Source organism: Psychrobacter sp. JCM 18900 (assembly GCF_904846625.1).
Taxonomy (GTDB): Bacteria; Pseudomonadota; Gammaproteobacteria; order Pseudomonadales; family Moraxellaceae; genus Psychrobacter.
This window is the reverse complement of sequence record NZ_CAJHBL010000006.1, coordinates 16,943-41,376: the sequence shown is the minus strand read 5'-3', so window position 1 is coordinate 41,376 and position 24,434 is coordinate 16,943. Positions and strand designations below refer to the sequence as shown.

At 43.6% G+C, this 24,434-nt stretch carries 18 protein-coding genes; 7 read left to right on the top strand and 11 right to left on the bottom strand.

Annotated elements, in window-relative coordinates:
• Window positions 1-128: 128 nt before the first annotated feature.
• Window positions 129-485, bottom strand: coding sequence for a hypothetical protein (locus JMX96_RS11465; RefSeq protein WP_165598186.1), 357 nt, complete (start codon window positions 483-485; stop codon window positions 129-131).
• Window positions 486-1,013: 528 nt separating this feature from the next.
• Between JMX96_RS11465 and JMX96_RS11460 the strand changes: the two genes are divergently transcribed.
• A complete protein-coding gene (locus JMX96_RS11460; protein ID WP_179799130.1) occupies window positions 1,014-1,901 on the top strand; it encodes a neutral zinc metallopeptidase in 888 nt (295 codons plus the stop codon).
• A gap of 196 nt (window positions 1,902-2,097) precedes the next feature.
• Here the strand turns inward: JMX96_RS11460 and JMX96_RS11455 are convergent, their stop codons facing one another.
• From JMX96_RS11455 to trxA, 3 genes are all read right to left on the bottom strand, one after another.
• Complete coding sequence (locus tag JMX96_RS11455) at window positions 2,098-2,325, bottom strand: hypothetical protein (protein WP_057761930.1); 228 nt, start codon at window positions 2,323-2,325, stop codon at window positions 2,098-2,100.
• Between the two features lie 317 nt (window positions 2,326-2,642).
• A complete protein-coding gene (gene rho, locus JMX96_RS11450; RefSeq protein ID WP_055125334.1) occupies window positions 2,643-3,911 on the bottom strand; it encodes a transcription termination factor Rho in 1,269 nt (422 codons plus the stop codon).
• A 525-nt stretch (window positions 3,912-4,436) separates the two neighbouring features.
• Entirely contained in the window at window positions 4,437-4,763 is a 327-nt protein-coding gene (trxA, locus tag JMX96_RS11445) for a thioredoxin (protein WP_057761928.1), read from the bottom strand.
• A gap of 495 nt (window positions 4,764-5,258) precedes the next feature.
• On the opposite strand from trxA, the gene JMX96_RS11440 reads away from it, so the two are divergent.
• The gene (locus JMX96_RS11440) at window positions 5,259-5,972 is read left to right on the top strand and encodes an RluA family pseudouridine synthase (protein ID WP_057761926.1); all 714 of its coding nucleotides are present in this window, start codon (window positions 5,259-5,261) and stop codon (window positions 5,970-5,972) included.
• A 93-nt stretch (window positions 5,973-6,065) separates the two neighbouring features.
• Window positions 6,066-7,691, top strand: a complete 1,626-nt coding sequence (locus JMX96_RS11435; RefSeq protein WP_201569162.1) for a flavin-containing monooxygenase — start codon at window positions 6,066-6,068, stop codon at window positions 7,689-7,691.
• Between the two features lie 11 nt (window positions 7,692-7,702).
• On the opposite strand, the gene JMX96_RS11430 is transcribed toward JMX96_RS11435, so the two are convergent.
• Window positions 7,703-8,650 carry a D-2-hydroxyacid dehydrogenase gene (locus JMX96_RS11430; RefSeq protein WP_201569160.1) on the bottom strand — a complete coding sequence of 316 codons (948 nt, stop codon included), beginning with the start codon at window positions 8,648-8,650 and terminating at the stop codon, window positions 7,703-7,705.
• Between the two features lie 456 nt (window positions 8,651-9,106).
• Here JMX96_RS11430 and rapA point away from each other — a divergent pair, with 456 nt between their 5' ends.
• Together rapA and JMX96_RS11420 are read left to right on the top strand one after the other, a co-directional pair.
• Entirely contained in the window at window positions 9,107-11,995 is a 2,889-nt protein-coding gene (gene rapA, locus JMX96_RS11425; RefSeq protein ID WP_185156624.1) for an RNA polymerase-associated protein RapA, read from the top strand.
• 360 nt (window positions 11,996-12,355) lie between these two features.
• Window positions 12,356-13,258, top strand: a complete 903-nt coding sequence (locus tag JMX96_RS11420; RefSeq protein WP_057761915.1) for an acyl-CoA thioesterase — start codon at window positions 12,356-12,358, stop codon at window positions 13,256-13,258.
• A gap of 88 nt (window positions 13,259-13,346) precedes the next feature.
• Here JMX96_RS11420 and mutY read toward each other — a convergent pair whose 3' ends face one another.
• From mutY to JMX96_RS11395, 5 genes are all read right to left on the bottom strand, one after another.
• The gene (gene mutY / locus JMX96_RS11415; RefSeq protein ID WP_201569158.1) at window positions 13,347-14,588 is read right to left on the bottom strand and encodes an A/G-specific adenine glycosylase; all 1,242 of its coding nucleotides are present in this window, start codon (window positions 14,586-14,588) and stop codon (window positions 13,347-13,349) included.
• 153 nt (window positions 14,589-14,741) lie between these two features.
• Entirely contained in the window at window positions 14,742-15,680 is a 939-nt protein-coding gene (locus JMX96_RS11410; protein ID WP_201569156.1) for a GIY-YIG nuclease family protein, read from the bottom strand.
• 23 nt (window positions 15,681-15,703) lie between these two features.
• On the bottom strand, window positions 15,704-16,660 hold the full coding sequence (ylqF, locus tag JMX96_RS11405) for a ribosome biogenesis GTPase YlqF (protein ID WP_057761911.1): 957 nt from the start codon (window positions 16,658-16,660) through the stop codon (window positions 15,704-15,706).
• Window positions 16,661-16,782: 122 nt separating this feature from the next.
• On the bottom strand, window positions 16,783-20,034 hold the full coding sequence (locus JMX96_RS11400; RefSeq protein ID WP_201569154.1) for a DUF2339 domain-containing protein: 3,252 nt from the start codon (window positions 20,032-20,034) through the stop codon (window positions 16,783-16,785).
• Window positions 20,035-20,205: 171 nt separating this feature from the next.
• Entirely contained in the window at window positions 20,206-20,943 is a 738-nt protein-coding gene (locus tag JMX96_RS11395; protein ID WP_102078159.1) for a dienelactone hydrolase family protein, read from the bottom strand.
• Window positions 20,944-21,178: 235 nt separating this feature from the next.
• Between JMX96_RS11395 and JMX96_RS11390 the strand changes: the two genes are divergently transcribed.
• Window positions 21,179-21,724: a YcgN family cysteine cluster protein gene (locus JMX96_RS11390; protein ID WP_227677041.1), complete on the top strand. Its 546-nt coding sequence runs from the start codon at window positions 21,179-21,181 to the stop codon at window positions 21,722-21,724.
• 7 nt (window positions 21,725-21,731) lie between these two features.
• Here JMX96_RS11390 and JMX96_RS11385 read toward each other — a convergent pair whose 3' ends face one another.
• Entirely contained in the window at window positions 21,732-23,081 is a 1,350-nt protein-coding gene (locus JMX96_RS11385; RefSeq protein ID WP_201569150.1) for a DUF4105 domain-containing protein, read from the bottom strand.
• Window positions 23,082-23,369: 288 nt separating this feature from the next.
• On the opposite strand from JMX96_RS11385, the gene JMX96_RS11380 reads away from it, so the two are divergent.
• Window positions 23,370-24,269 (top strand): CBS domain-containing protein, encoded by a 900-nt coding sequence (locus tag JMX96_RS11380; protein WP_057761902.1) that lies wholly within the window; start codon window positions 23,370-23,372, stop codon window positions 24,267-24,269.
• Window positions 24,270-24,434 lie beyond the last annotated feature (165 nt).

Below are 24,434 nucleotides of genomic sequence, written 5' to 3'. Positions count from 1 at the left end.
AGCATGCATCGTATATTAGAGTTATCTATAAAGTAGAGTCCTAATAAGATCGTAAATGATAGACATAAAAAAAGAGAGCATAGGCTCTCTTTTTTTTACTACAGTTTATCTATTGTATGAACAATAAATTACTGAGCTTCTTCAACTACTACTTCGTCAGAAGCTTCAACAGCAGCAGTATCAGTTTCGCTAGCTACGTCTACGCTAGTGGTGTCGCCGTCTACAGGAACTTCAGCGTCCATTTCGTCAGTAGCAGTTGCTTCTTGAGCATCAGCGATGTCAGCTTCAGCGCCAGCAACAGCAGCGTCAGCATCAGCAGTCATTTCGCCTTCAGCAGCAGCTTCGTTTAGCTCTTCAGAAGCGTCTTGCACTTCTTCTTGCGCGTCAGATAAATCTTCAGCAGCGTTTTCTTTGCTGCTATCACAGGCAGTAAGGCCCATAGTTGCAGTCATGATACCAGCTAGAGCAAGTAATTTAAGTTTCATATGGTTTTCTCCGGAAAAATGAAATGAGCAGTAGCAGCAACAAAGGTCGAAATCCGAGATTTCTCAGAATTCAACTAGTCTTAGTCACAGCTACTCAGCTTCCACGCATTCTATAGGTTTTCTAAGTAAATAGAAATAGCCTGTACAATTAAGTAACAATAAAATTTAAAATAATATTTTACTTTCTCTATCCGATATACTTTTTAATACAAGAAGCTAGATTAATCGACGTATAATCAAAGACATGAGAAGGATGGAGAGCTTTTCTGGTTCCTGTTTCTTGTCTAAAATTGTCGATATTAGCCTCGTTTGTATGGGTAAGAATTGAATTAAGTAGTCCGATTATCGTCTTATATTACATAAATTATAGTTAAGTTAGCAATTTTATAGGTTTCTACTTGCTTTTAGGATAGTAGACTAGGCCATAGCGCAAATTGACTGGCTAAATAATATATAACATAAGCAATTATTAACAGAAGTAGTGACTAATAGAAATAATGAATCAATCTATATTTGAGGAATAGAATTATGAAATGGCAAGGTAGACGAGGTAGCTCAAATGTGCGCTCTAGCACAGGTGGCGGTAAGATGATTGGTGGCGGTATTGGGGGTATTATTATCGCTGGTATTTTATGGTTGGTATTTGGGGTAAACCCAATGACCGCATTACAGACAGGACAGGCGGTCACAGGTGGTGGTAGTGAGTCATCTACTGAGCTGGCAACCAGCACAGACCGAGACACGCAATTCGTAAAAGTTGTACTGGCAGATACAGAAGAAGTCTGGCATCAAATCTTTAATGAGGCTGGTAGCACTTATCAAGAGCCGTCATTGATTTTGTTTAATGGTCAGGTCAGCTCAGCATGTGGTAGTGCTAGCTCTGCAACAGGTCCATTTTATTGTCCAGGGGATCAGACTGTCTATTTGGATACGTCATTCTTTGTAGAGATGCGTCAGAATCTTGGTATTTCAGGCGATCAGCAAGGCTCTGGTGGTGAAGAGAACCAAGGCAAGGCTGGCGATTTTGCACAGGCCTACGTGATAGCACATGAGGTAGGTCATCATGTACAGACGCTATTGGGCATTAGCCAACAGGTCAATGAAGCTCGTCAGCAAGTGACCCAAGCACAGTCCAATAAGCTATCAGTATTGCAAGAGTTGCAAGCGGATTGTTTTGCTGGTGTATGGGCTCAGCGCAATCAAGAGCGCGTACAGTTTTTAGAAGCTGGTGATATTGATGAAGCGGTGAATGCGGCTAGTCAAATTGGAGATGATCGTCTAGCGAAAGCGAGTGGTGGTGCAGTAGTACCCGATAACTTTACTCATGGTACCAGTCAACAACGTGTCGAATGGTTCACCCGTGGTCTAGAAAGCGGTAACGTACAATCTTGCGATACGTTCAGCGGTGCACTTTAATGGCCATACATATTAGTAGTCATGTATTTTACTAATGATATATTTCTAATACTGATATTTTTTATTATAAATCTAGCGCATGGACTTATAGTAAAAATTAAGACATAAAAAAGCCTGCAACGAATTGCAGGCTTTTTTATCATCTTTTATCTGATATCACTTAACCAATTGTCAAATAACATCAGCGTAGAGAGATTTAGTTGTTATCAAGAACATAACCACCAGCACCGCCAATCGCTGCACCAGCCAATGCGCCACGAGCGATATCTTTGCTGTCGCCTTTACTTTTAATAAGAGCACCAGCTGCTGCGCCAGCAGTAGCACCTTTAGCTGTGTTGCTCATACCGCTATAAGAGTTACAACCAGTCATAATTAGTGCTGAGCTAGTAATTGCAGTCATTGCGATCGTTTTAGCAAATTTCATATTATCACCTATTAAGTCATCAAGTTTAAAATACAATACCTTCAAAATACTGTATCCATGATATTTTCAAGTATATTCCTACTGTCTGTCATAATAGTCGGTTACTAATAATATAGTCGTAGTAAAAACGCTAAACTTTGCAAACGAGATGTAAGCGATGTTGCCGTACTGTATCATCAGTAGTGCTTGTGAATGACAGAGCAGCATAGTTTAATTGGTTTAACTATTAATATTTTGATGCTGTCATAAAAAAGACTACCTATAGGTAGTCTTAATATCAAATCGAAGCTGAATATGTCTAGCAAGTTAACTAGAAATTAATTTTGTGATTTACGCTTCATTTGCTCGAAGAATTCATCATTGGTTTTCGCTTCTTTTAGGCGATCCAACAAGAACTCAGTGGCTTGTACGCCATCCATCGGTTGAAGTAGTTTACGTAAAATCCATACTTTACGCAGTTTGTCTTCGTCCAATAGACGCTCTTCGCGGCGTGTACCAGATTTTTTGATATTAATCGCAGGGAATACACGTTTTTCAGCCAAGTCACGCTCAAGCGTAATTTCTTGGTTACCCGTTCCCTTAAACTCTTCAAAAATAACGCTATCCATCTTACTACCAGTATCAATCAATGCACTGGCAATAATGGTCAAACTACCACCTTCTTCAACGTTACGCGCCGCACCAAAGAAGCGTTTTGGACGTTCTAGGGCATTGGCATCCAGTCCACCGGTCAATACTTTACCTGACGATGGGATGACCGTATTATAAGCACGTGCTAGACGCGTAATTGAATCAAGTAAAATTACCACGTCTTGCTTATGCTCGACCAAACGCTTGGCTTTTTCGATGACCATTTCAGCGACTTGTACGTGACGCTGTGGCGGCTCGTCAAAAGTAGAGGCGACCACTTCACCGCGTACCGTACGTACCATCTCGGTGACTTCTTCTGGACGCTCATCAATCAATAGTACGATCAAATAGCATTCAGGGTTATTACGAGTGATTGATTGTGCAATGGTTTGTAGCAACATCGTTTTACCCGCTTTTGGCGGTGCGACGATGATAGAGCGCTGACCTTTACCAATCGGAGCGATTAGATCGATGATACGACCAGTCAAATCTTCAGTGGTTCCGTTACCAAGCTCAAGCTTTAAATGCTCAGTTGGGAATAGGGGTGTCAGGTTCTCAAAGATAAGCTTATGACGTGAGCGATCTGGCGTATCAAAGTTGATCTCGCCAACTTTTAATAATGCAAAATAACGCTCAGAATCTTTTGGTGGACGAATCGTACCAGCGATACTGTCACCAGTTTTTAGACTGAAACGGCGAATCTGGCTTGGGCTGACATAAATATCATCAGGACCGGCTAAATATGAGCCTTCTGATGAGCGCAAAAATCCAAAACCATCAGGAAGAACCTCAAGTACGCCGTCACCATAAATGGCTTCACCGTTACGCGCATGGGTTTTTAGAATAGCAAAGATAATGTCCTGTTTACGGCTACGCGCCATATTATCAAGACCCATTTCTTTGGCGATAGCCAATAGCTCAGCGATTGATTTTTTCTTTAATTCAGTAAGATTCATAGATAGGTCATTAGCAATTGATCAGATGAGAGATGCCATTAGCAGCACAAGTCACGACAGTGATTAAAATAACGGTAATATGATGATATGGGTGTGTGCACAGCGCTGTAGTTTATGTAGTTTTGGTTTTATATGTCTGCTTATGTACGCATTGCCATCATTGGAGGCAAGGTAATAAGAAATAAGGATAAAAAAGGCTACATAAGAGTCTGCGTCAAAAACTCAATATCAGTAATTGCGTTTAGTCATTTTGTTCAGCAATGGTGTTTATAATGACGATTGTGTTTTTGTTGATAAACACGAGGAGAATAGCGACAAGATACTTAGGAAAACAGTTGGTTTTCTCTTGTCAGCAGACTATACGGTCTTCACAATAGCGTTGTCAATAAATTTTGCCAAAAAAGTCATATTATCGAGTTTTTTGCACAAAAAACAAGCAAAAAAGCCACTATCTTGGTTAGATAATGGCTTTCTTGGTTATTCTATTTTACCGGCTCAAGATAGTCTAGAACTGGCAAATTTAACTTATAAATGCTTGTCTAGTACTTTAGCCAATTCAGCTTTTGGCTGTAGGCCCATTACTGAGTCAACTTTTTCGCCATCTTTGAATACAAATAGTGTTGGGATGTTACGAATACCGAAACGGCTAGCCGCTTGTGGGTTGTTGTCTACGTCTACTTTGACGATTTTAACTTTACCTTGGTACTCAGTCGCTAGATCTTCTAAAATAGGAGCGATGGCTTTACAAGGACCACACCATGGTGCCCAGAAGTCTACTAATACAGGTACGTCTGATTGTAGAACGTCTTGATCAAAGTCTGTGTCGGTAGTATGTACAATAAGGTCTGACATAATTTTATCTCTCTTGTTTTATTACTTCTATCACCACTCATCAACCTATATATTGGTTTAATAATAAATCAGTTGGTGGTCAAAGAATTGTTTAGAAGGGGTGAAAATGTGCCATTATATTAACATGTTTGCTCTAATTTGACAGATACAGGCTGGTTAAATTGTTTAACAACTAGTATTAGCACAATAAATCGAAACGGTGCAGTACAAGAGTGTCTAATCTGTTATTTAATACGATTGTCCTTATCAAAGTATGTATCTCAGTGCGATATAAGTCGTATTTTATATCTCGTTTATATAGTAGTTATTGATTAGTAGCTAGTGATTAGCAGCTAGCGATATTAATAACGTTAAAAATCAGTCGAAGTTTTGACCTTTTGTCCAAATAATCATTGTTCATAAAATGGCTATCGTGCCAAATATAGCTATCGTGTCCAAAAGATTAGCCACCAAAAATCCTTATCTTAAAACCAATTTATATAAGTAGTTAAATTTATGCCTTTTACCGATGAAGAAGTTAATGCCCTCAATGCCCAAGAGAGCGCTTATCCGCTTGAGTTTTTTAAAAATTTTGCACAAGAGATTACGGTTTACGAAGACGATGATATTTGGGTAGTTGATAAACCTGCAGGCCTATTAAGCGTCGATGGTAAAACACTCAAAGTCAGTCTGCTTGCTCGTCTTGAGCGTGCCAATCCAGCCGTCAAGTTGATTCACCGCTTAGATATGGACACGTCGGGACTGCTTATTTTTGCAAAAAATGCAGCAGCGCAAACCAATATCAGTAAGCAATTCATCGAGCGTTTACCGCAAAAGAAATACCAAGCGCGTGTCTTTGGTGAGTGGGAGCAGGTCGGAGCAACTGGTGAGATATCCGTGCCAGTGCGTTATGAGCCAAGTACCAAACCGCGCCATATCGTCGATCATGACTGGTCAAAGCATGCGCTAACCTTATATGAAGTTGTGGCTCACGAAACCTGTAATGGCGAGGCAGTCACTCGGGTCATGCTAAAGCCAGTCACTGGTCGCAGCCATCAGCTACGCGTACATATGGTGCATGTCGATCATGTGATGATTGGCGATCCGATTTATGCTGAAGGTGCCGCACTAGAGATAGCACCAAGGCTCAACTTACATGCACAGCAATTGCGTTTAAAGCATCCAGTACTGGGTGCTTGGATGGACTGGGAAAGTCCCTGCCCATTTTAAGAGTTAGATTTTACCGCTTGCTGTCAATAGATGCGATAAACGGCTCTAAAGCCAGCTATAAAATGCCAGTCATGCAAATACAAGGATGGAAGTATGCTTGATATCACCACGATCAAACAGGCCATTAAAAACCGCCTTAAAGGTAAAAAGTCAAAGACGGATAAAGTAGCCGACTATGAAGTATTGATCATCGGTGCGGGTATTGCAGGTATTGGCATGGCTTGCCGTTTACAGCAACAGCAGCATAAAGGCCTATTCGGTCATAAAGCCCCAAAAAAGCAAAAGCAGGTAAAACCGACTAATAAGCAAAAACTTCCACAGCGCTTTGCTATCTTAGAAAAGCGTGCTGATTTGGGTGGTACATGGGATTTATTTACCTATCCCGGGATTCGCTCTGACTCTGACGCCTTGACCTTTGGCTATAACTTTAGGCCGTGGCTTGATTATAGAATGCTTGCAGCAGGCGATGATATCAAACGCTATATCGCTGATACGGCAAACGAGTTTGGGGTGACCGAACATATCCACTATCAGCATGAAGTTCAGCAGATATCATGGTCTAGTGATGATCAACAGTGGTCAGCAACTATTAAAAACCATGCAAGCGGTGAGAGGTTTGTTAAGACTGCTAAGTTTATCGTAGGTGCCACTGGTTATTATGATTATGAGCAAGGCTATCGTCCTCATTTTGACGGAGAGGAGGGTTTTCACGGTCAAATCGTCCATCCACAGCACTGGAATAATCTAGACTATGATGATAAAAAAGTCGTCGTTATTGGTAGTGGTGCCACGGCGATGACGTTGTTACCTGCGCTAGTAGATAAGGACAGTAATCAGTGTGCGCGTCATGTCACGATGCTACAGCGTACGCCGACCTATGTGGCGAGCGTGCCGGGCGATGACTATGCTATTGACTGGCTATCTGGCAAGTTTTCTCCTTTATCAAAAGAGCAAGCTTATACGCTACTGCGTGCGCGCAATGTGTTGAGACAACAAGGCCTGTACAAAGTTGCGACTCATGCACCCAAGGTGATGAAGGCAATCTTAAGAAGTGGGGTGAAAAAAGAGCTGAAAGGTAGCGGCGTTGATAGCAACCATTTTATGCCTGACTATAATCCGTGGGATCAACGAGTATGCGCGGTACCTGACGGTGATTTATTCAAAGCCCTGCAGGACAAACGTGCAACAGTAGTGACCGATCAAATCAGTCACTTTACGGCAACGGGAATTATGCTGCAATCTGGTCAGCACCTCGACGCTGATATCATCGTTACCGCGACTGGTTTAAAACTACAGATGCTAGGCGGGGCTGCGGTATATATCGATGGTCAAGCTGTCGATATTGGCACGCGTATGACCTACAAAGCGGTCATGATAGAAGGCATACCTAATCTGGCGGCACTGTTTGGCTATACCAATGCCTCGTGGACACTAAAAATCGATTTGGCCTGTCAGTATGTAGTGAGGCTGTTGGGGTATATGCATGAAAACCGTTATCAAGTCGCCATGCCACAAGCACAGACTGACGATATGACAGCCTGTGCTCAAGCAGATACCGTGATGGGTTCGCTATCGTCTGGTTATGTCAGACGCGGCAAAGACGAGCTACCTAAGCAAGGCGATCGCTATCCTTGGTTCGTGACCAACAACTATCTAAGCGATCGAATCATGCTTAAGTATCGCAAGATAAAAGACGACTGGTTACGATTTAGTCGTTAGCGTTTTGGTAATTACTGATGATGGTTGTCGATGAAGTCAGCGACTTGCTTGCTTAACATCTGCCACAAGGTCTCTTGGGCGCTTTTGCTGCCCCATGCATTGTGCGGACTAAAGATAACACGCGGATGGTCGCTCATACTGAGGAGCGGCTCATCTTCAGCGATCGGTTCTTGTTCAAACACATCACTAGCATAGCCGATAATTTGCTCATTATTAACCGCGTCAGTTAATGCTTGGCTATCAACGATGCCGCCACGGGCGACGTTGACGATTAGCGGATGTTTAACCATTTTCGCCAGAGTATCTTTGTTAATAAGATGCTCAGTTTGTTCATTCAATGGACAGTGCAGACTGATCACATCCGCACGCGCTAATACTTCATCAAACGCGGTATAGTCGTCGCTGCGCGGTTCGCGTCCTTGGTGCTCTGCCCACAGTACGGTCATGCCAAAGGCACGAGCGATCTCGGTCACCCGCTTGCCAATGGTGCCAATACCAATGATACCCAACGTCTTATCTTCCAAATCTATCAGCGGAATATCCAGTAGACAAAAATCTCCTTTTGCTTGCCATGTACCATCATTAACTTTTTGATGGTAGTGGATGCCTGCGCGCATTGCATTTAACATGAGCATAAATGTATGCTCGGGCACGCTTTTGACCGCATAACCAGCGACATTGAACAGCGCAACACCGTGCTTATCGCAAGCCTCTTGATCGACGTTGTTCATGCCAGTGGCGGTCAGTTGGATCAGCTTAAGTTTCGGTAGTTGTTCTATCACTTCAGCACCGATTTGCACTTTATTGGTGATAATAATGTCAGCATCTTTGCAGCGCTCAATGATGACAGCCGTGTCTTTTGGCGTGTCGTTATAAGCGATGTAATCGCTCACACCTATTGGCGCTGGCAGGTCAATACCTTCAGAAAACGTACCTTTATCTAAAAAAACAGCTTGCATGGCTAGTCCTTACTTATTGTTGTCTTATAGATAGTTAGCGAATAAATTACTATCGCATGATTTCTTATCGGCTTAATGTAGCACGTTGGTATTTTTAGTCAAAAACGAATTGGCCAAATATCGATCGAATAGATATAAGCTGCTGATGAAATAGGATAATCTGTATTATTTAACAATCGTGTATTTGTCTGACATAGTATCGATTAAATAGCTTATAAAATCATAGCTATCGCAAGCTGCCTCTTGAAAAGTCAACTTAACGCACTCATCTACCTGCTAACGTTATATAATGGTTGGGCTTAACGATTGGCTTGATTGGTGTTGTGGCACTTCTTCTATGTCTTTTTGACATTTTATGGTGTGAACAACCTTATTTAGCTATAGTTAGCCGCCATTGCTGTTTTTCTAAGCTATCTATTTAATTTCTTACTACCTGAGTACAAAAGACATCGCCTTATGACTATCTCTATTGCTTCATTGCACAGTACTGAATTCGCCGTTGGTCAACGTTATTTATCTGATACGGAGTCTGAGCTTGGCTTAGGTGTGGTCATCGATGTTGACGACCGATGTGTGCATATTCTATTTCCGCAAAGTGAAGAGACACGCGTCTACGCCAAAAACTCTGCGCCATTATCGCGCGTGGTGTTTAAGGTGGGCGATAGCATCTACGATCAAGATGGCAAAAGCTATACGGTCAATGCCGTTGATGAAGTAATGGGCGTACTGAAATATGGCGTCGATGAGCACGAGCGCGGCATCATGGAAACCCGCCTTGCTGCCAATATCACGTTGGCCAAGCCGCTTGAGCGTTTGCTTGCTGGCCGTATTGAACGTGGTGACTGGTATGAGCTGCGCCAAGATATCTTGCGCATGCAGTCAGCGCTGGCAGGTCATCCACTAAAAGGCCTAATGGGTGCACGTGTCGATATCATCGAGCATCAGCTATATATCGCACATGAAGTCGGCAAGCGTATCGCACCGCGTGTACTACTGGCTGATGAGGTTGGCCTTGGTAAAACCATCGAAGCGGGCATGATTATTCATCAGCAGTTGCTAACAGGCAAAGCTGAGCGTGTGTTGATTTTAGTGCCAGATAGTTTGCAGTATCAATGGATGATTGAGCTGCGTCGTCGTTTTAACCTAAACTTTGCCTTGTTTGATCTAGTGCGTACTGCGGCTATTAAAGAGCACGACCCTGAACAAAACGTCTTTGCCACTGAGCAATGCATCATTGGTGGTATGGATCTGTTACTCGATCACCCAGACTTATATGACCAAGCGATGGATGCAGGGTTTGATTTATTAGTCGTTGATGAGGCGCATCATCTGCATTGGGATGAAGCACAGGGCGGCAATGATAAGTATGACCTGATTGCAGATTTCGCCGAAGAAACGCCAGGCGTGATGCTATTGACAGCAACGCCAGAGCAGCTCGGTGCTCAGAGCCACTTTGCTCGTCTGCGTCTGCTTGATCCAGATCGTTTTGATGATTTGGATGAGTTTATCGATGGTCAAGAAGCTTTTGCAGAGACAGCAGCAGTTGCTGGCGTCTTAATAGAAGAAAAGCCACTGAATGAAGGCCAAATTGCTGCTTTAAGTAGCTTGCTAGATATTAGTATTGAAGAGCTATCTTCAATCAATGAAGATGAAAAACTACGAACGCATGCGCTAAACGAGCTACTAGATCGTCATGGTACAGGTCGTATTTTGTTCCGTAATACGCGTGAGAGTGTCAAAGGATTCTATGGGCGTAGTAGCCAACCATATCCATTGCCATTACCTGAAGCATGGAAAGACAGCTATCAAACCAATGGTAAGTTGCGTGAGCAGCTATGGGGCGAAGAAAACCAACCAGATGGTGGCTGGCTAGAAGATGATCCACGTGTTTCTTGGTTGATTGATATTTTACGCGGTGAGCTTAAGCATCAAAAAGTGCTATTAATCGCTCGTAGTGGTGCGACGGTAGAGAGTTTAGAAGCAGTATTGCGTCTGCATGCGGGCATCAAAACAGCTATCTTTACTGAACAGATGACTTTGCTTGAGCGTGACCAAGCGGCCGCATTCTTTGCAGATAGTGAAGGTGCGCAGATACTATTGTGTTCAGAGATTGGTTCAGAAGGTCGTAACTTCCAGTTTGCAAGCCAGTTGATACTATGGGATCTACCTGCTAACCCAGATACCTTAGAGCAGCGTATCGGCCGTCTAGATCGTATTGGTCAGACGCAGCAAATCATGCTACATGTGCCTTATGTACAGGGTACAGCGCAAGAGCGTCTGTATCAATGGTATAACGATGCGCTGAATATGTTCAATCAGATATCGCCAACTGCCCAAAGTGTACAAGAGCAATATATCCAAGAGCTTAAGCCAATGCTTGAGGGTGCTGATACCGCTGAAAATAATGTCATCTTGCAAGACATCATTGACGAGGCGCTACAGACACGTTTAGGACTAGAAGCACAGCTACAAGCTGGTCGTGACCGTCTGCTAGAATATAACTCATGCCGTCCACGTGTCGCAGGGCGTATCGCCGATGCTATGCGTGACTTTGATGGTAACAATTTGCTGCCGCATTTCATTGAGCGTTTCTTTGCGTCTGCTAATATCGATCACAACATTCAACGTGATGGCTCGTGGGTGATTGCACCTATCGATAGCACCGAGATCAGTGACTATATCGATGGCTTGCCGCTTGGTGATGAAGACGGTATGACGTTGACCTTCGAGCGTGAGCAAGCACTTCAGCGTGAAGATATCGAATTCATCACTCACGAGCATCCATTGATGCGTGCGATTTATGAGCTAGCCAGCACTAGCACCTTTGGTAATACGACAGTTGCTATGCTAAAAAGTGCCGCTGTTCCGCAAGGTATGGTGCTGCTAGAGGTGAATTTCCGTGTTGAAGCGATTGCGCCAAAAGTACTCAATCTGCCAGCGACTTTGTCCACACAAAATATCCGTGTCTTTATCAGTGAGCAGGGCAGTGATTTATCGGCTCGTATCAGTGCTGAGATGATTATGCCGCATGTTGAGCGATTGGATAAAAACCGTGCCCGCCAAGTCATTAAAGTACGCGGCGATGTGATTGAACAGCGTTATTACGAAGCTGAAGACATTGCTCGTCAGCAGATCGCTGAGATTGGTGAGCAAGCAAGTAGCCGCTTTAGCCAGCAGTGGTCACGCGAAATTAAGCGTCTAAAACATCTACAAACGATCAATCCAAACGTACGTCCTGAAGAGATTGAGCGTTTAGAGCAGCTCAAAGCTCAAGGTGAGCAAGCACTTGGTAACTTGTCATTAGTACCGGACTCTATTCGCGTACTCGTAGCAGTTAAGCCATAAACATCGGCGTATTTGTCAAAAACGAGGTGTTATTATACATCTCGTTTTTTTATGGTTGAGATTGCTTGCTTTGCTCTTTAGTTGCGATGTGTCTGGCAAAAACAGCTAAGTAATACTTATGAGTAAGCCGACAGTAACTAGTCAAAGCCACCAATATTGGGTAAGATGTTTACCTTTTCTATAGAAAATAAATATTCGGTGATAACATCGCTAACGATGTCTGTATGTTTATTTTAAGGTCTCCTTCGACAGATCTTAACAAGTGATCTCGCATTATTTTACATTCAAATATGATGGCTATATGGCATCAATATCATCAGATGCTGAGCGTTTTTGATAAAAATAAGGAAACATATCGTCATGTCCGATAATCTACAACTGATTGATGAGCTGCTGGCTACTATCGCGCTTATTGAAGTTACCCCTGATGTGTTTGAGGGTAAAAGCCATGACTATGTGGGCAGTCGTATATTTGGTGGGCAAGTGCTCGCTCAAGCAATTATGGCAGCGGCTCATACATTAGATAAAGACAAACCTTGTCACTCACTGCATGGATATTTTTTGCGTGGTGGCGATATCAACCAACCAGTGATATACCAAGTCCGTCGATTGCGTGATGGTCGTAGCTTGTCTGCACGTGAAGTCACGGCTATTCAGTACAAAGAAGTACGTGGTAAGCCGCCTGTTGAACAAGTAATATTTTCAATGATTGCCTCGTTTTCACCGATGGAAGATGGGCTTGAGTATCAAGAAGACATGCCTGTCTATCCACCGCCAGAAGACTTGCTAACAGAGCAAGATCTAAAAGAAGAGAATGTCGGAAAAGTGCCAGAAGCACTAAAGGCAAGATTTATGCGCCGCCGTCATGTCGAGATTAAGCCAGTAAAGCCGCGTAATCCGATTAGCCCAGAACCAATGAAACCTAAGCAAGCAAACTGGCTACGCATTCGCGAATTGGGCAATCAGCCAGTGGCTATTCAGCAAGCACTATTGGCATTTTCGTCTGACTTTTATTTGGTTGGCACAGGGCTAATGTCACATGGTGTTAGCTTTATGACCAGTGGTCTACAAGCTGCCAGTATCGATCACTCGATGCATTTCCATCGTGATTTTGATTTGAATAAATGGATGCTTTATGACATGTGGAGCGATACCACGTCTAATGCGAAAGGCTTGAATCATGGTCAGTTTTGGCAAGATGGCAAGCTGGTCGCCACCGTGCAACAAGAAGGCCTGATGCGTTTGCGTGTGCCAAAGTCTTAGGGTGCTTTAGACCCAGTTATCTTTATATTGTCATTATAAAAAAGCGACCCAATATTAATAATGAGTCGCTTTTTTTTATTCCAATTTCTTACTCTAAGATCTTAACCATCGCGCGAGGTAGCCCTAGGCTGTCTTGCGCTTTTTGTTCGGTCAACCACTTAAAGTCAATTTCAGCCGCTGCTAATTTCTGATTTAACTCAGTTACCTGCGTCGCGTCGATCGTCAATTTACGCGGGGTCAAATACCAGTGAAAATGCGTCAGCGAATGCTTGATAGGGGCGTCATCGAGCAAGGTATTGCTAACTGATTTTGCCACCAGTTCATTTTTTATCAGCCACTCATTGATAATCTGCTCAGCAGTGGTAAATTCTGCCTCATATACTTTTTCATTACTGCGGACATCATTTGGCACATTCGATGGTTTGTCATCGTTAGCTTCTACTTTCTTCGCAGTGCTACCACTCGTTTTACCGTCAACTTTTTCCACAAACTGTAATGGCAAACTCCATAATCCACCCCAGATGCCGTTGTCAGGGCGTTGTAGCCATAGTATGTCACCATCTACACTTTCGATTAGCAGTGCATCACTGAATTTACTAGGTTTGGGCTGTTTTTTTGCTTTGACGGGATAATCAGTCTCGCGCCCTTGCGCATGGGCTAGGCAGTCTTCTTTTAATGGACATAATAGACAAGCAGGTTTGCTACGCGTACATAACGTCGCACCCATATCCATCATGGCTTGCGCAAACAATCCTGAGTTCTCTGTCGGTGTCAGTCGCTCTGCTAATGCCCATAGCTCTTTGGTGGTAGCAGATTTGGTGATATCGCCGTCAATTGCCGCCCAACGTGTCAGCACTCGTTTGACATTACCATCGCAGATGACGCCATAATGATGCAATCCCATCGCCATAATCGCGCCAGCAGTTGATGGCCCAACGCCCGAAATCGCTTCCCATCCTGCTAGCGTCTGCGGAAACTCGCCCGTTTCATCGATTACCTCAACCAACTGTTTAGCACCTTTATGCAAATTACGTGCGCGTGCATAATAGCCAAGTCCTGCCCAATGCTCCGCTACGGTATCCCATTCTGCTGCGGCTAAATCCTGCACGGTCGGAAACGACGCCATAAAACGCGCAAAGTAAGGTAATACAGTGATCACCTGCGTTTGCTGAAGCATGACTTCTGATAACCAAACGATATAAGGATTGGGCGTATCGGTCTGGTGCTGTTGCCAAGGTAAGTCATGGCGACCGTTTTCGGCAAACCAGTCGAGTAGGCGCGGGGCAAAGGAGTTTAGAGCAGTAGATGACTGAGAAGATTGAGTAGGCAAGAGTATTCCTTGTAAGTTGAACAGGGATATATAGGATTTGGATTTATAGTTGGCAAGCGAGAAGGTAAATAGATAAAATTATTTACCAATATATGAGGCTTAATTGTTTATAAATAAAGGGGATAGATAGTATCACTATAGAGAAGTACGAGTTTATCGATAAACACTGTCTAAAGTCTCACCCGATTTATTTTTCCACTCAATCCATCCGTTGGTCGAACGTCCTGATACTAGAGCACTGGCTCCACTGGGTGTTTTAAATAAATGGTTTTCAGTGAGTTTATAGCTTTTATCGTTTACGGCTACGAGTTTGCCGCTACTGAGCAGACTCTCTTTTAATTTAGTCACGAATGGCGGAGCTGATGACGTTTGTGTTTGCCGTATTAGAGAACCTGCTAATATTACAAAGCCATCGTCGTCATAGTATCCTTTAGCATCACCACCTTTTATCTTGTAGTAAAACAGAGCTGGAATAGGTTTCGTTGGAGCTTCATCGATTATTTGAGCAACTTTAGCAATGGTGGAATCAGTCGTTTTGTTTTCATAAGTCTTGTTGGTATGAAGGCTATCATGAATAGCCAAGGACTCGAAAATAGGCTGTCCTAAAGTGGATAGTAAAACATCAAGAGTGTGGAATAATTCCTCGCAATCAGCCTTTAATGGGTCAGGTGTATGCGGTTTATTACCATTATTTCCATTTTTTAGTTCGTAACGTCCCACCTCTATAGCAGTTGCGATAGCCTTATGTTCCATATATAGCGCATGGGTTTGCGTCATGGAGTTATTAGTTGAGAGCATGACAAAAGCCCGTGTCCAGAACTCTTTGTCATCGTGTTGGTTAAGACGTCTTTTAAGATCACCAGTTTGTCCAACATAGAGTAACGGCTTCTCTACACTATCGGTATCACCAATCAAAAAATACAAACCAACTTGATTGGCATCGGCCATCGCAAAAAAATCGTCAATGTGGATACGGGGAATTTCAATCAATCTTACTGTGCGCGTAGTCATCTCTGCCAAACGCAACCCACGAGGGTTACCTTTTGGCAGATAAATTTGAATGGTTTTAGCCGATGGTATTAATGGATTCATAGTAACTTATATTATTGGAGAATCTACTTACGATTCTTCCGCGTTTTTAGACGACGTAAGCGTTTTTCTTCCTCTTTCGCTTTTTTCTTCTCTTCAGCAGCGAGTCGTTGTTCAGCGACGACGATTTCTTCCGCTTCAGTCATCGCTGGTGTTTCTAGCGTGATGCGACCAATTTTCGCACTACGCAATTCGTTAATGAGAATCTCAGACATACGGTACGTATCGACTTGGTTGCCCGCGCGTACACAGCCGCGATTACGTCCAGCCACTTCAAAAAACTCCCAATCAGTCTTTGGCAGCTCTTCAATTTTATAGCGGGTTTTTAGCAGCTCAGGATAGGCTTGCATTAGGTACTCAGCGGTATAGCTTGCCACATCAGCGAAGTCAAAAGCCGTATCACGAATACCGCCTGTCGCTGCTAAACGATAGCCTGAGTTTTCGTTTTCGACTTTTGGCCATAGCATACCAGGTGTGTCATAGAGCATGATGTCATCGTCGAGCTTAATCAGTTGTTGTGACTTGGTCACGGCTGGCTCGTCGCCTGTCTTTGCCACAGCGCGTCCTGCTAGCGTATTGATCAGCGTTGATTTACCAACGTTTGGAATACCCATAATCATTGCTTTGATTTGACGACCAGTCCCGACTTTATTGGGTACTAGATGCTTACAGATGGCGATGATACGTTTTACATCATTGGCTTTTTCAGTATCGCAAGCGATGGCTTTGACCCCATCTTGCTGCTCGAGATAATCCATCCATGCTTGAGTCAACTCAGGATCGGCAAGGTCAGCTTTGTTCAGAATTTTGATAACAGGTTTTTCGCCGCGCAGTGCTGCGACCATTGGGTTTTCACTACTATATGGAATCCGCGCATCGATGACCTCGATGACCAAATCCATCTGCGGCATGACTTCTTTGATTTCGTTACGGGCTTTGTTCATATGCCCAGGGAACCACTGAATACTTGCTCTCTTATCCATCTGCTTTCATAACCTTTTATAAAAAATGCTAAAAGTAAAACAATCAACGTTTACTTTCTAATGGTGTCCAGTTTACTACAGAACCACCTTGCTCACGGCACAATTTCACCCAACCAGCTTTGTCATGACGCTTGATTTTGGTTTTCTGTTTCCTCGTGTGCTGGTGGTAATGGGGCGAGATACCCAATGAGCAGAATCAAACTACCTGCGCCAAGGAAGGATATCACTCGCCAAATTGCCTCAGTCTGTGATAAATCTACCAAGACTAGCTTAAGTACGACAATACCTAATAATCCAATACCCATAAACCAAAGCGCGCGCTGCCAATATCGACTCGCCATGATGGTGGCGACCAAGGCTAAAAGCGTCCATAAAATCGTCAGTCCAGTTTGTACCTGCTCGCTCTGCCATGCGCCGCCTTGATAGTCATTCCAAAGCGGTGTGCCAATAAAGGCATGTAGCGTTCTGACCAACATGCTGGAGATTAACCAGAAGCTGATCAGACCCAATACAATTAGCAAATTTTCAGCGGTAAATACGCGCTTGGATTTGGCATCTGCACTCGACTCGATAACGATTTCATTGTGACTGTGCTGGCTGATGTAATACAGACTAAAACCAACCGATAGCGTCAGCCACGATGTGATGTCATATAGGTTGAACAATGGAAAATAAGACAGTTCCCAAATCATACCGTCATAAGACCAATTGGTAAGAACAACCCACAGTAAAGCAATGGGAGCAAAAATGGCAGCGCATCCTAATAGTGCCTGTTGCCAATCAAACCAATACAGCAGACCTTGTTCTGAAACTTTATTAGTTGATGTGTTTTCTGCATTTTGACTGAGATAACGACGATTGAACCATAGTCCAAATAATATAAGTACCGCTGAAAACAAGAAAGCCATCACACCATCAGAGTCTGGTAGGCCATAATGCGCCGCGGCAGCAATCAGCAACAGCCCTGTACCTAGCCAGCTTGCAGCAGTATAACGTGATACATTGTCATTATCAGACAATGTATCAGACCATGTTTTTAGCCATAGCTGCCCCATAACCAGCCAACCGATTATTAAGCTTACGAACACCAACCATTCCGCTGTTGCCCATGTTAGATTGCGCTCAAATTTTTGTGGCAGTTGCAGTATTAGCATGAAGTAGAACAGGGCCAATAATCCATGACTAAGCTGTCTGATTTCCGCCCACGGACGATAGCGATTGATAACCCAATAAGCGATCAAGCTGATGAGTGCTGCCAGTGCAATTACCGTCGTGCTTGATTGCCAGATATCAAACCAATGATGCAAATCAAGCATTAGTACTTGTAGCATCCAAGCCATCGCGGTCAGTGTCAAAAATTTGATGAATCTAGGGCTGTGCCAAACGAATTTGAATACGCGGCTTTGACTATCGATAGAGGTCAGCCATTGCTGCGCCGCTTGCGTACTGACACCCAGCGCACTCGCATAGCTAGTTAATGTATCTGATGCACCGTCCAATGTTTGTGATTGTATTACTGAGGTTTGTAATTGTATGACCGAGGATGTTGTAGTGCCTTTATTTTTAAGGCTACTAAGGTTATTACTACTATCTAAGCTATTAATCAGCGCGGCAGGTGAATTGCTAGCGCGTAATATAAAGACGGTCGCTAGATAACTGAGCGCTGAAATACTAAAGGCTAAAACGGGATAGTCTGTGATAGAGAATATTGCTGTTGTCACTAGCATACCAATGCTGACGAGCTGTAATAGCAAGCCGAATAATACCGACCATGATCGCAGCGAGCGTCGTCCAAACCATACTAGCGCCAACCCTTGTACGGACCAACCAAAAGCAATCCATTCAGCATCTAGCGCCAGCGGAATAACGAGCGCAAAAAATCCTAATCCTAATGCCAGCATCCCTTCGGTGATTAAAGCATAGCGTCTACTGCGCTGGATGAACAACCAGCCCATCCCAAGATAAACCATAGCCAAAATGGCACTGGTAATCGTGAGGGCGTTAGAGATGTCGTTTAATAAGGCAGAAAACAAACCAAAAGCCAGTAGCGGTACTGAAAATAGTAAGCCCGTATCAATGGGAAATACATAGGAGCTGCCTACATGGGCTCTGTCCAAGTGTTTTGTGTCATCTACATTATCAGCATGACTGAGGTCTTTTTCGTTTAGCGCATTATAAGTGATGATTTGCTGTGCATAACGAATGACGACAAATAAGTAAAGCAACCAGTGTAAGGTTACTAACGCTACCAATGCCCAGCGCTGCGTTTCAATGACAGTGCTCAGGTTTTCGCTGATACCCCAATAGTATGCCAAGCCAAATGTCACAGTCACACCGAATAGATTCAGTATTTTCCACGGTCGATAGTGAGCAATGACGGCAATGGTGACGTTTAGCAGTAGATAATAGCTAAATAAGGTGACCAAGCTACCAGTATCTTCACTGGTCAAAATCGGTGCAAAAAATCCACCCGATAATGCTAGTAATGCTAATGGAAAAGCGTTTTGACGTACGGCGAGAGCAATGGTAATGGCAGACAATAAACCAAGCCCGATAAAGCTTGGGATACTAGTAATAATTTCATAAACGCTGTAAGCAAAAAAAGTACTTAGATACGCAATTGCTAAGCCTGCGCCTTGTAGCGTAATCCCATATGAGAAGCGTTTTGCCGTCAGCTTTAACCCAAGTGCTGCTAATGCTAATCCTGTAACGCCAACTGCTATCAGCTTCGTGGCAATCGAAATCTCGATATATTCGCTTAATAAGCGAAGCAGGAGCACCACACCTACTAGCAATACCAATACGCCGACTCGCACGACCAAGTTGCCACCGAAAAACCAGTTTTTGATTGAATGAATCAGCGAGGTCACAATAGGCAATGAGCGTTCATCAGGCTCAATCGGTGCGGTAGGTGCTGTGTTTTTCGTATTTATCGAGGCGTTATCGTCTATAGATTTATCGTCATAGACGTTTGATGCTGCATGTATGGTTGAGTTTGAAGCAACGGTAGGAAGCGGTGGTGGTGATACAGGCAGCCGATTATCTGGAGAAGAGTGTTGTGAGTTGAAAGTTGTTTCTTTATCATCGTGGTCTTTAGCGTCACTGTCTTTAGCGTCACTGTCTTTAGGAACATTGTTTTTAAGATCATGATCGTCAGTAGCAGTGTTGCGCGCATAATTGCTTTTATCGACGAAAGGTGCAGACGGAGGCGTCATATTACGCTGTCTTTGCTGCTCCAGCTCAGCTTGCAGCGTCGTTACATCGCGGCGTAGATGCTCGATTTTTCGAGCTATCCTAGTATATAACGCGACCACTACGATCAATAAAATCGTAAAAGCCAGCCAGCCCAACTGGGTCACCATTAGATACAACATCTTCGTCACTCAATCCAGTTTATAGTAAAGTGATAATGACGTGATTTGATAAGAAGCACAAGACTACTCTGATTACTGGGCTAAAAGACAGGTGCTAAAACGCTGCTCAAAATAAAAGGGTAGCTTAATAATTAAGCTACCCTTCTTGATGAGTTTTATACCAGATCTTTTTTATGCCAAATTGGCTTTCATAAACTCAAGCATGTTTTCCCAGCTTTGTTTAGCAGCGGCTTCATTGTAGCCAAGATCTACTTCATTTTTGGCTGCGCGCTCATCGGCATGCGGATTGGTAAAGCCATGTTTAGCGTTGTCATAAACGTCAATAGTGTAATCAACATCGGCTGCGTCTAGCTCTGATTTTAGACCTTCGATAGCATCCATTGATACCATTGAGTCATCACGGCCATGAGCGACCAACACTTTTGCTGCAAAGTTTTTGTCAGCTGGCTGTTTTGGCGTTGGGTTACCATGGAAAGTAGCAACGGCTTTTAGTGGCATGCCTTCGCGAGCCATATCTAGGACGACTTTACCGCCGAAACAGTAACCGATTGCACCTAGGTTGTCACCATCGACAGATAACTGATCGCTGAAGTCATTCAAAATCAAGCGGCAGCGTGCCATTAGCATGTCTTGATCGGCCAGTACTTGCTCCATCCACATGTTTGCCTGCGCTGCATCAGTAGTTAATTTGCCTTCACCATAAACGTCCATAGCGACTGCTGCATAACCTGCTTCTGCCAAGCGCTCAACCACTGATTTTGGATGATCGACCACACCCCACCATTCTGGTGCAACCAAGATACCTGCTGCTGGATTTTCATCTGAAGCATTTTCTGGTAGTGCTACATAACTGATAAGCTCTACACCGTTTTCGGTAGTACTGATTAATTCAAAAGTCTTAATTGACATATTATTGTCCTTTTTTATGTTGTGAGTTTTAATTATTCGTCATTGTGCTGGTTCGTTTTTCTAACTCGTACTACCTTAACGCCCATGTCTAGCAAAAACAGCTATAATACTGTAACGCTCTTTATCAAAATGCTACAGCGACTTTATGACTATAAATTTGTTAAACAAAAATAATGACCAATCAGACTTGAACTCAGGTCTCGACGCAGCAGCCAAGCCTGCGCAACCGGTAAGTTTGTTCCCTGATAGTGTCAATGCCGACTCTAATGCTGATGCTGATGTTGATTCTAAGTATGAGTCTGAGCCACTACGTCCGCAGTTCTGGTCGCGATTTGCGTTAACAGAACTAAACCATAGCGAGTGGGAAGCGTTGTGCGATGGTTGCGGCAGTTGCTGCTTGATTAAGTACATCGATGAAGATGAAAGCGGCAATGTGGATGAGGAGCTAGTCGAATATACCGATGTCACCTGCCAGTTGATGGACTGCGCGACAGGATATTGCAGTCACTATGCAACGCGCCAGGAGCACGTACCAGACTGTATTCAGCTGACTATGGACAACTTACCCAAGATGATGTGGCTACCATCGCACTGCGCTTATAAGCGTTTGTATAAAGGGCAGGGCTTACCAAGTTGGCATTTATTATTGACTGGGGATGCTGTGGTAACACAACAACAAATGCGAGCGGCCAACGTGGGCGTCGCCGGTCGCTGTGTCACGGAAATCGGTATGTCTGATGAAGAGATGGAAACGCGGGTGGTTAACTGGGTTAATCCTTAGTCTACCGTTAGTTAGATGCTTGAGCAGTAGATTTGGCCTTTGCTTCCGCACTGGCTTGCGAGTTAGCCAATGCTGGTATCGGAATATCTTGACGAATCTGCTGTGAGAATTTACGGCTGTTTTTATCTCTATCGATATCAGAATGTGAGTTGACTTGATTATCGAAACCCTTTGCTTTTGGGTTGATATGAGTGCGCTCATACCACGTGTTCATTGACCAAGGCTGGTTGTTCTTTTCTGGTGCCGCATCCAACATGCCTACATCATATAGATAGTTCGGTAACCAACCAGAGACCCAAATCCGATAATCCCATGGCAAACGATCGCCACTGACGATACGCGCCATATAAAAGATAATATTGGTACAGTTGCTGAGCAATGTATTGTACCAAGCAGGTTTAGCGTTCAAATCATCAGCCGCCGTTAGATAAGATTCAAATAGCGACCTCACTTCATGCTGCTGCAAATTACTGATAGGAAACAGATAAACCTGCTCGCCGCGCGCATTGCTGCGAGTGTAAATAATATCGCGCTCTTCTGCGGCGATCAGGCTCAGCTCATAACGTCGAAAAAACCCAGCCAGCGCTGAAAAAGACTCGCCGTCTTCTTTACGAATCTCAAATGAGAAGGCAAGTGGTCTATCACCTTCAAATCGAAAGCTAACTAAGGTATGAGCGATTAGTGGTCCCATCCAATAAGAGTTGGTCACATCAACGCCAGAGAGTTTAGATAAATCAATCGTACGGGTATCCCAATGCTCGGTAGCGTCTTCTTCAGTCTGCCAATCAAAGTTACGAACATTGGTTAAAGTAATTAAATCAGGGTTGGTCGCATCGCGTTCATAAGAGACCCGTTGGTCGACCTCAGCCATCCAGTCACGATCCTGCTTGGGCTCAATAGAAAAAAACCAACCTAGACCTACAAGCCAAACAGCGCTATATATGCCGATAAGTAGTTTGGTTGCTGTGCTTTTGCTAACTGACTTTTTATTAGATAGTGAGTCACTGTGCAATACTTTTGTGACGGCATCCCAATAACGCGTACTTAGCAGCGCAGCTAATATACTTACAATCGCTATTGTCGAAAGCCAAGTCAATACTGAGCTGACGCCGTATTGATACCAAATCGCGAGTAACAACCATATCGCTGATAACAATAACGTAACGGCAATTAAAAAAGTCACAAGACGCTGGCGCCATGTAGGCTTTGGCTGATTGCTATCTGATGGGCTATTTTTTGATGTTTCTCGTTTTAAGTCAAGGCTCTCTAAACCACGGCTCTCTAAGCCACGACTGTCTGACCGTCGACTGCGTGAACGCGACAAGAGTAAGCGAGAAAAAACGGAACGTAGCGACATAGGGTTTGCTTTGATAAATAAAGGCTTTGACCATAGCAAAGTTTATAACACGCTGACAATACAATTTGAGTGAATTTGTCGTTGAATGTCGGTGAGCCTTGCGATAAAGTGAAGCTAATTTGTACTAGAAAATTTGTTATTCATCCATTAATTAATAACAAACCAGCTGTTTTATTTGCTACTTTTATCCCCATCTAGGCTCTACTTGTTTTTTTATTGAGTATTGTTCGTTTTTCTATTGAATACTATTCTAATTTTTATTAACTAAAGAGGTTAAATCACACCACCATGTCTGACGACACTCCCAGCCCGAGTAGTTGGTCGATGCGCGGCTTAAAACGCTGGCTATCGACCGCCCCCGAAACCCGTGATGAATTGATTCGTCTGGTACAAGACTCGCGCCAGTTTTTAGAGCCTGATACTGTCGATATGTTAGAAGGCGTGCTAGATTTGCCTGCGACACAAGTCCGCGAAATCATGACACCGCGTCCGCAAGTAATTGGTCTGCATGAGAGCACCAGCCTTGCCGAAGTGATGGACATCATTCTTGAAACCACTCACTCGCGCTATCCTGTTTTTGACAGTCAAGATGATGATGCCGTCATCGGTATCTTATTGGCAAAAGACTTGATTCCGATTCTGGTACATATGGTTCGCAACCAAGAAGACAAAATTGACAGTAAGCGTCTTAGAGACTTGGTGCGCCAACCGTTATATATCAGTGAGACGGCTCGTTCTGATACCTTGCTACGCTCATTGCAGCGTACCCAAGTACATATGGCGATTGTCGTTGATGAGTTTGGTAACTTTGGTGGTGTGGTCACCATGGAAGACTTGTTGGAAGAAATCGTTGGCGACATCGTCGATGAGCATGATGACTTTGATGAAGATAGCGATATCAACAATATCGTCCCTGATCCAGAAAAACCAAACACATGGCGTGTCCAAGCGTCTACAGTAATTGAAGACTGTAATGATGAGCTGGGTAGTCGTTTTGACGATACCGATGTCGATACGATGGGCGGTCTGGTCATGCAAGCACTTGGCTTCGTTGGTGATTTAGAAGGCGAGAGCGTCGTGATAGATGATTGGAAAATTACCATTACCGATGTAGAAGGGCGATTTATCCAAAATCTAGAGCTGACCAAAACCAATGCCGAGCAACAGATATTGATAGGCAGCCATTAGCTTTTCTGTACGGCTATACCAAATGCCTAATTAGTACACTTTCTGGCAAGCTTATTTCTAGCAAATTCAATAAAAAACACGATGAAAAATCGTGTTTTTTGCTTTCTGCCTTTTGGTCTTTAGAATCAGGTTTTAGCTACGCAAATTTACCCACTTGTAGGTTTT

Coding starts and splice junctions, on each gene's coding strand:
- JMX96_RS11440 (WP_057761926.1), top strand. CDS start 5,259: ATGCCTTTTACCGATGAAGAAGTTAATGCCCTCAATGCCCAAGAGAGC.
- JMX96_RS11455 (WP_057761930.1), bottom strand. CDS start 2,325: ATGAAATTTGCTAAAACGATCGCAATGACTGCAATTACTAGCTCAGCA.
- JMX96_RS11380 (WP_057761902.1), top strand. CDS start 23,370: ATGTCTGACGACACTCCCAGCCCGAGTAGTTGGTCGATGCGCGGCTTA.
- JMX96_RS11430 (WP_201569160.1), bottom strand. CDS start 8,650: ATGCAAGCTGTTTTTTTAGATAAAGGTACGTTTTCTGAAGGTATTGAC.
- JMX96_RS11400 (WP_201569154.1), bottom strand. CDS start 20,034: ATGTTGTATCTAATGGTGACCCAGTTGGGCTGGCTGGCTTTTACGATT.
- JMX96_RS11435 (WP_201569162.1), top strand. CDS start 6,066: ATGCTTGATATCACCACGATCAAACAGGCCATTAAAAACCGCCTTAAA.
- ylqF (WP_057761911.1), bottom strand. CDS start 16,660: ATGGATAAGAGAGCAAGTATTCAGTGGTTCCCTGGGCATATGAACAAA.
- JMX96_RS11420 (WP_057761915.1), top strand. CDS start 12,356: ATGTCCGATAATCTACAACTGATTGATGAGCTGCTGGCTACTATCGCG.
- JMX96_RS11460 (WP_179799130.1), top strand. CDS start 1,014: ATGAAATGGCAAGGTAGACGAGGTAGCTCAAATGTGCGCTCTAGCACA.
- JMX96_RS11465 (WP_165598186.1), bottom strand. CDS start 485: ATGAAACTTAAATTACTTGCTCTAGCTGGTATCATGACTGCAACTATG.
- JMX96_RS11385 (WP_201569150.1), bottom strand. CDS start 23,081: ATGTCGCTACGTTCCGTTTTTTCTCGCTTACTCTTGTCGCGTTCACGC.
- trxA (WP_057761928.1), bottom strand. CDS start 4,763: ATGTCAGACCTTATTGTACATACTACCGACACAGACTTTGATCAAGAC.
- rapA (WP_185156624.1), top strand. CDS start 9,107: ATGACTATCTCTATTGCTTCATTGCACAGTACTGAATTCGCCGTTGGT.
- JMX96_RS11395 (WP_102078159.1), bottom strand. CDS start 20,943: ATGTCAATTAAGACTTTTGAATTAATCAGTACTACCGAAAACGGTGTA.
- JMX96_RS11410 (WP_201569156.1), bottom strand. CDS start 15,680: ATGAATCCATTAATACCATCGGCTAAAACCATTCAAATTTATCTGCCA.
- rho (WP_055125334.1), bottom strand. CDS start 3,911: ATGAATCTTACTGAATTAAAGAAAAAATCAATCGCTGAGCTATTGGCT.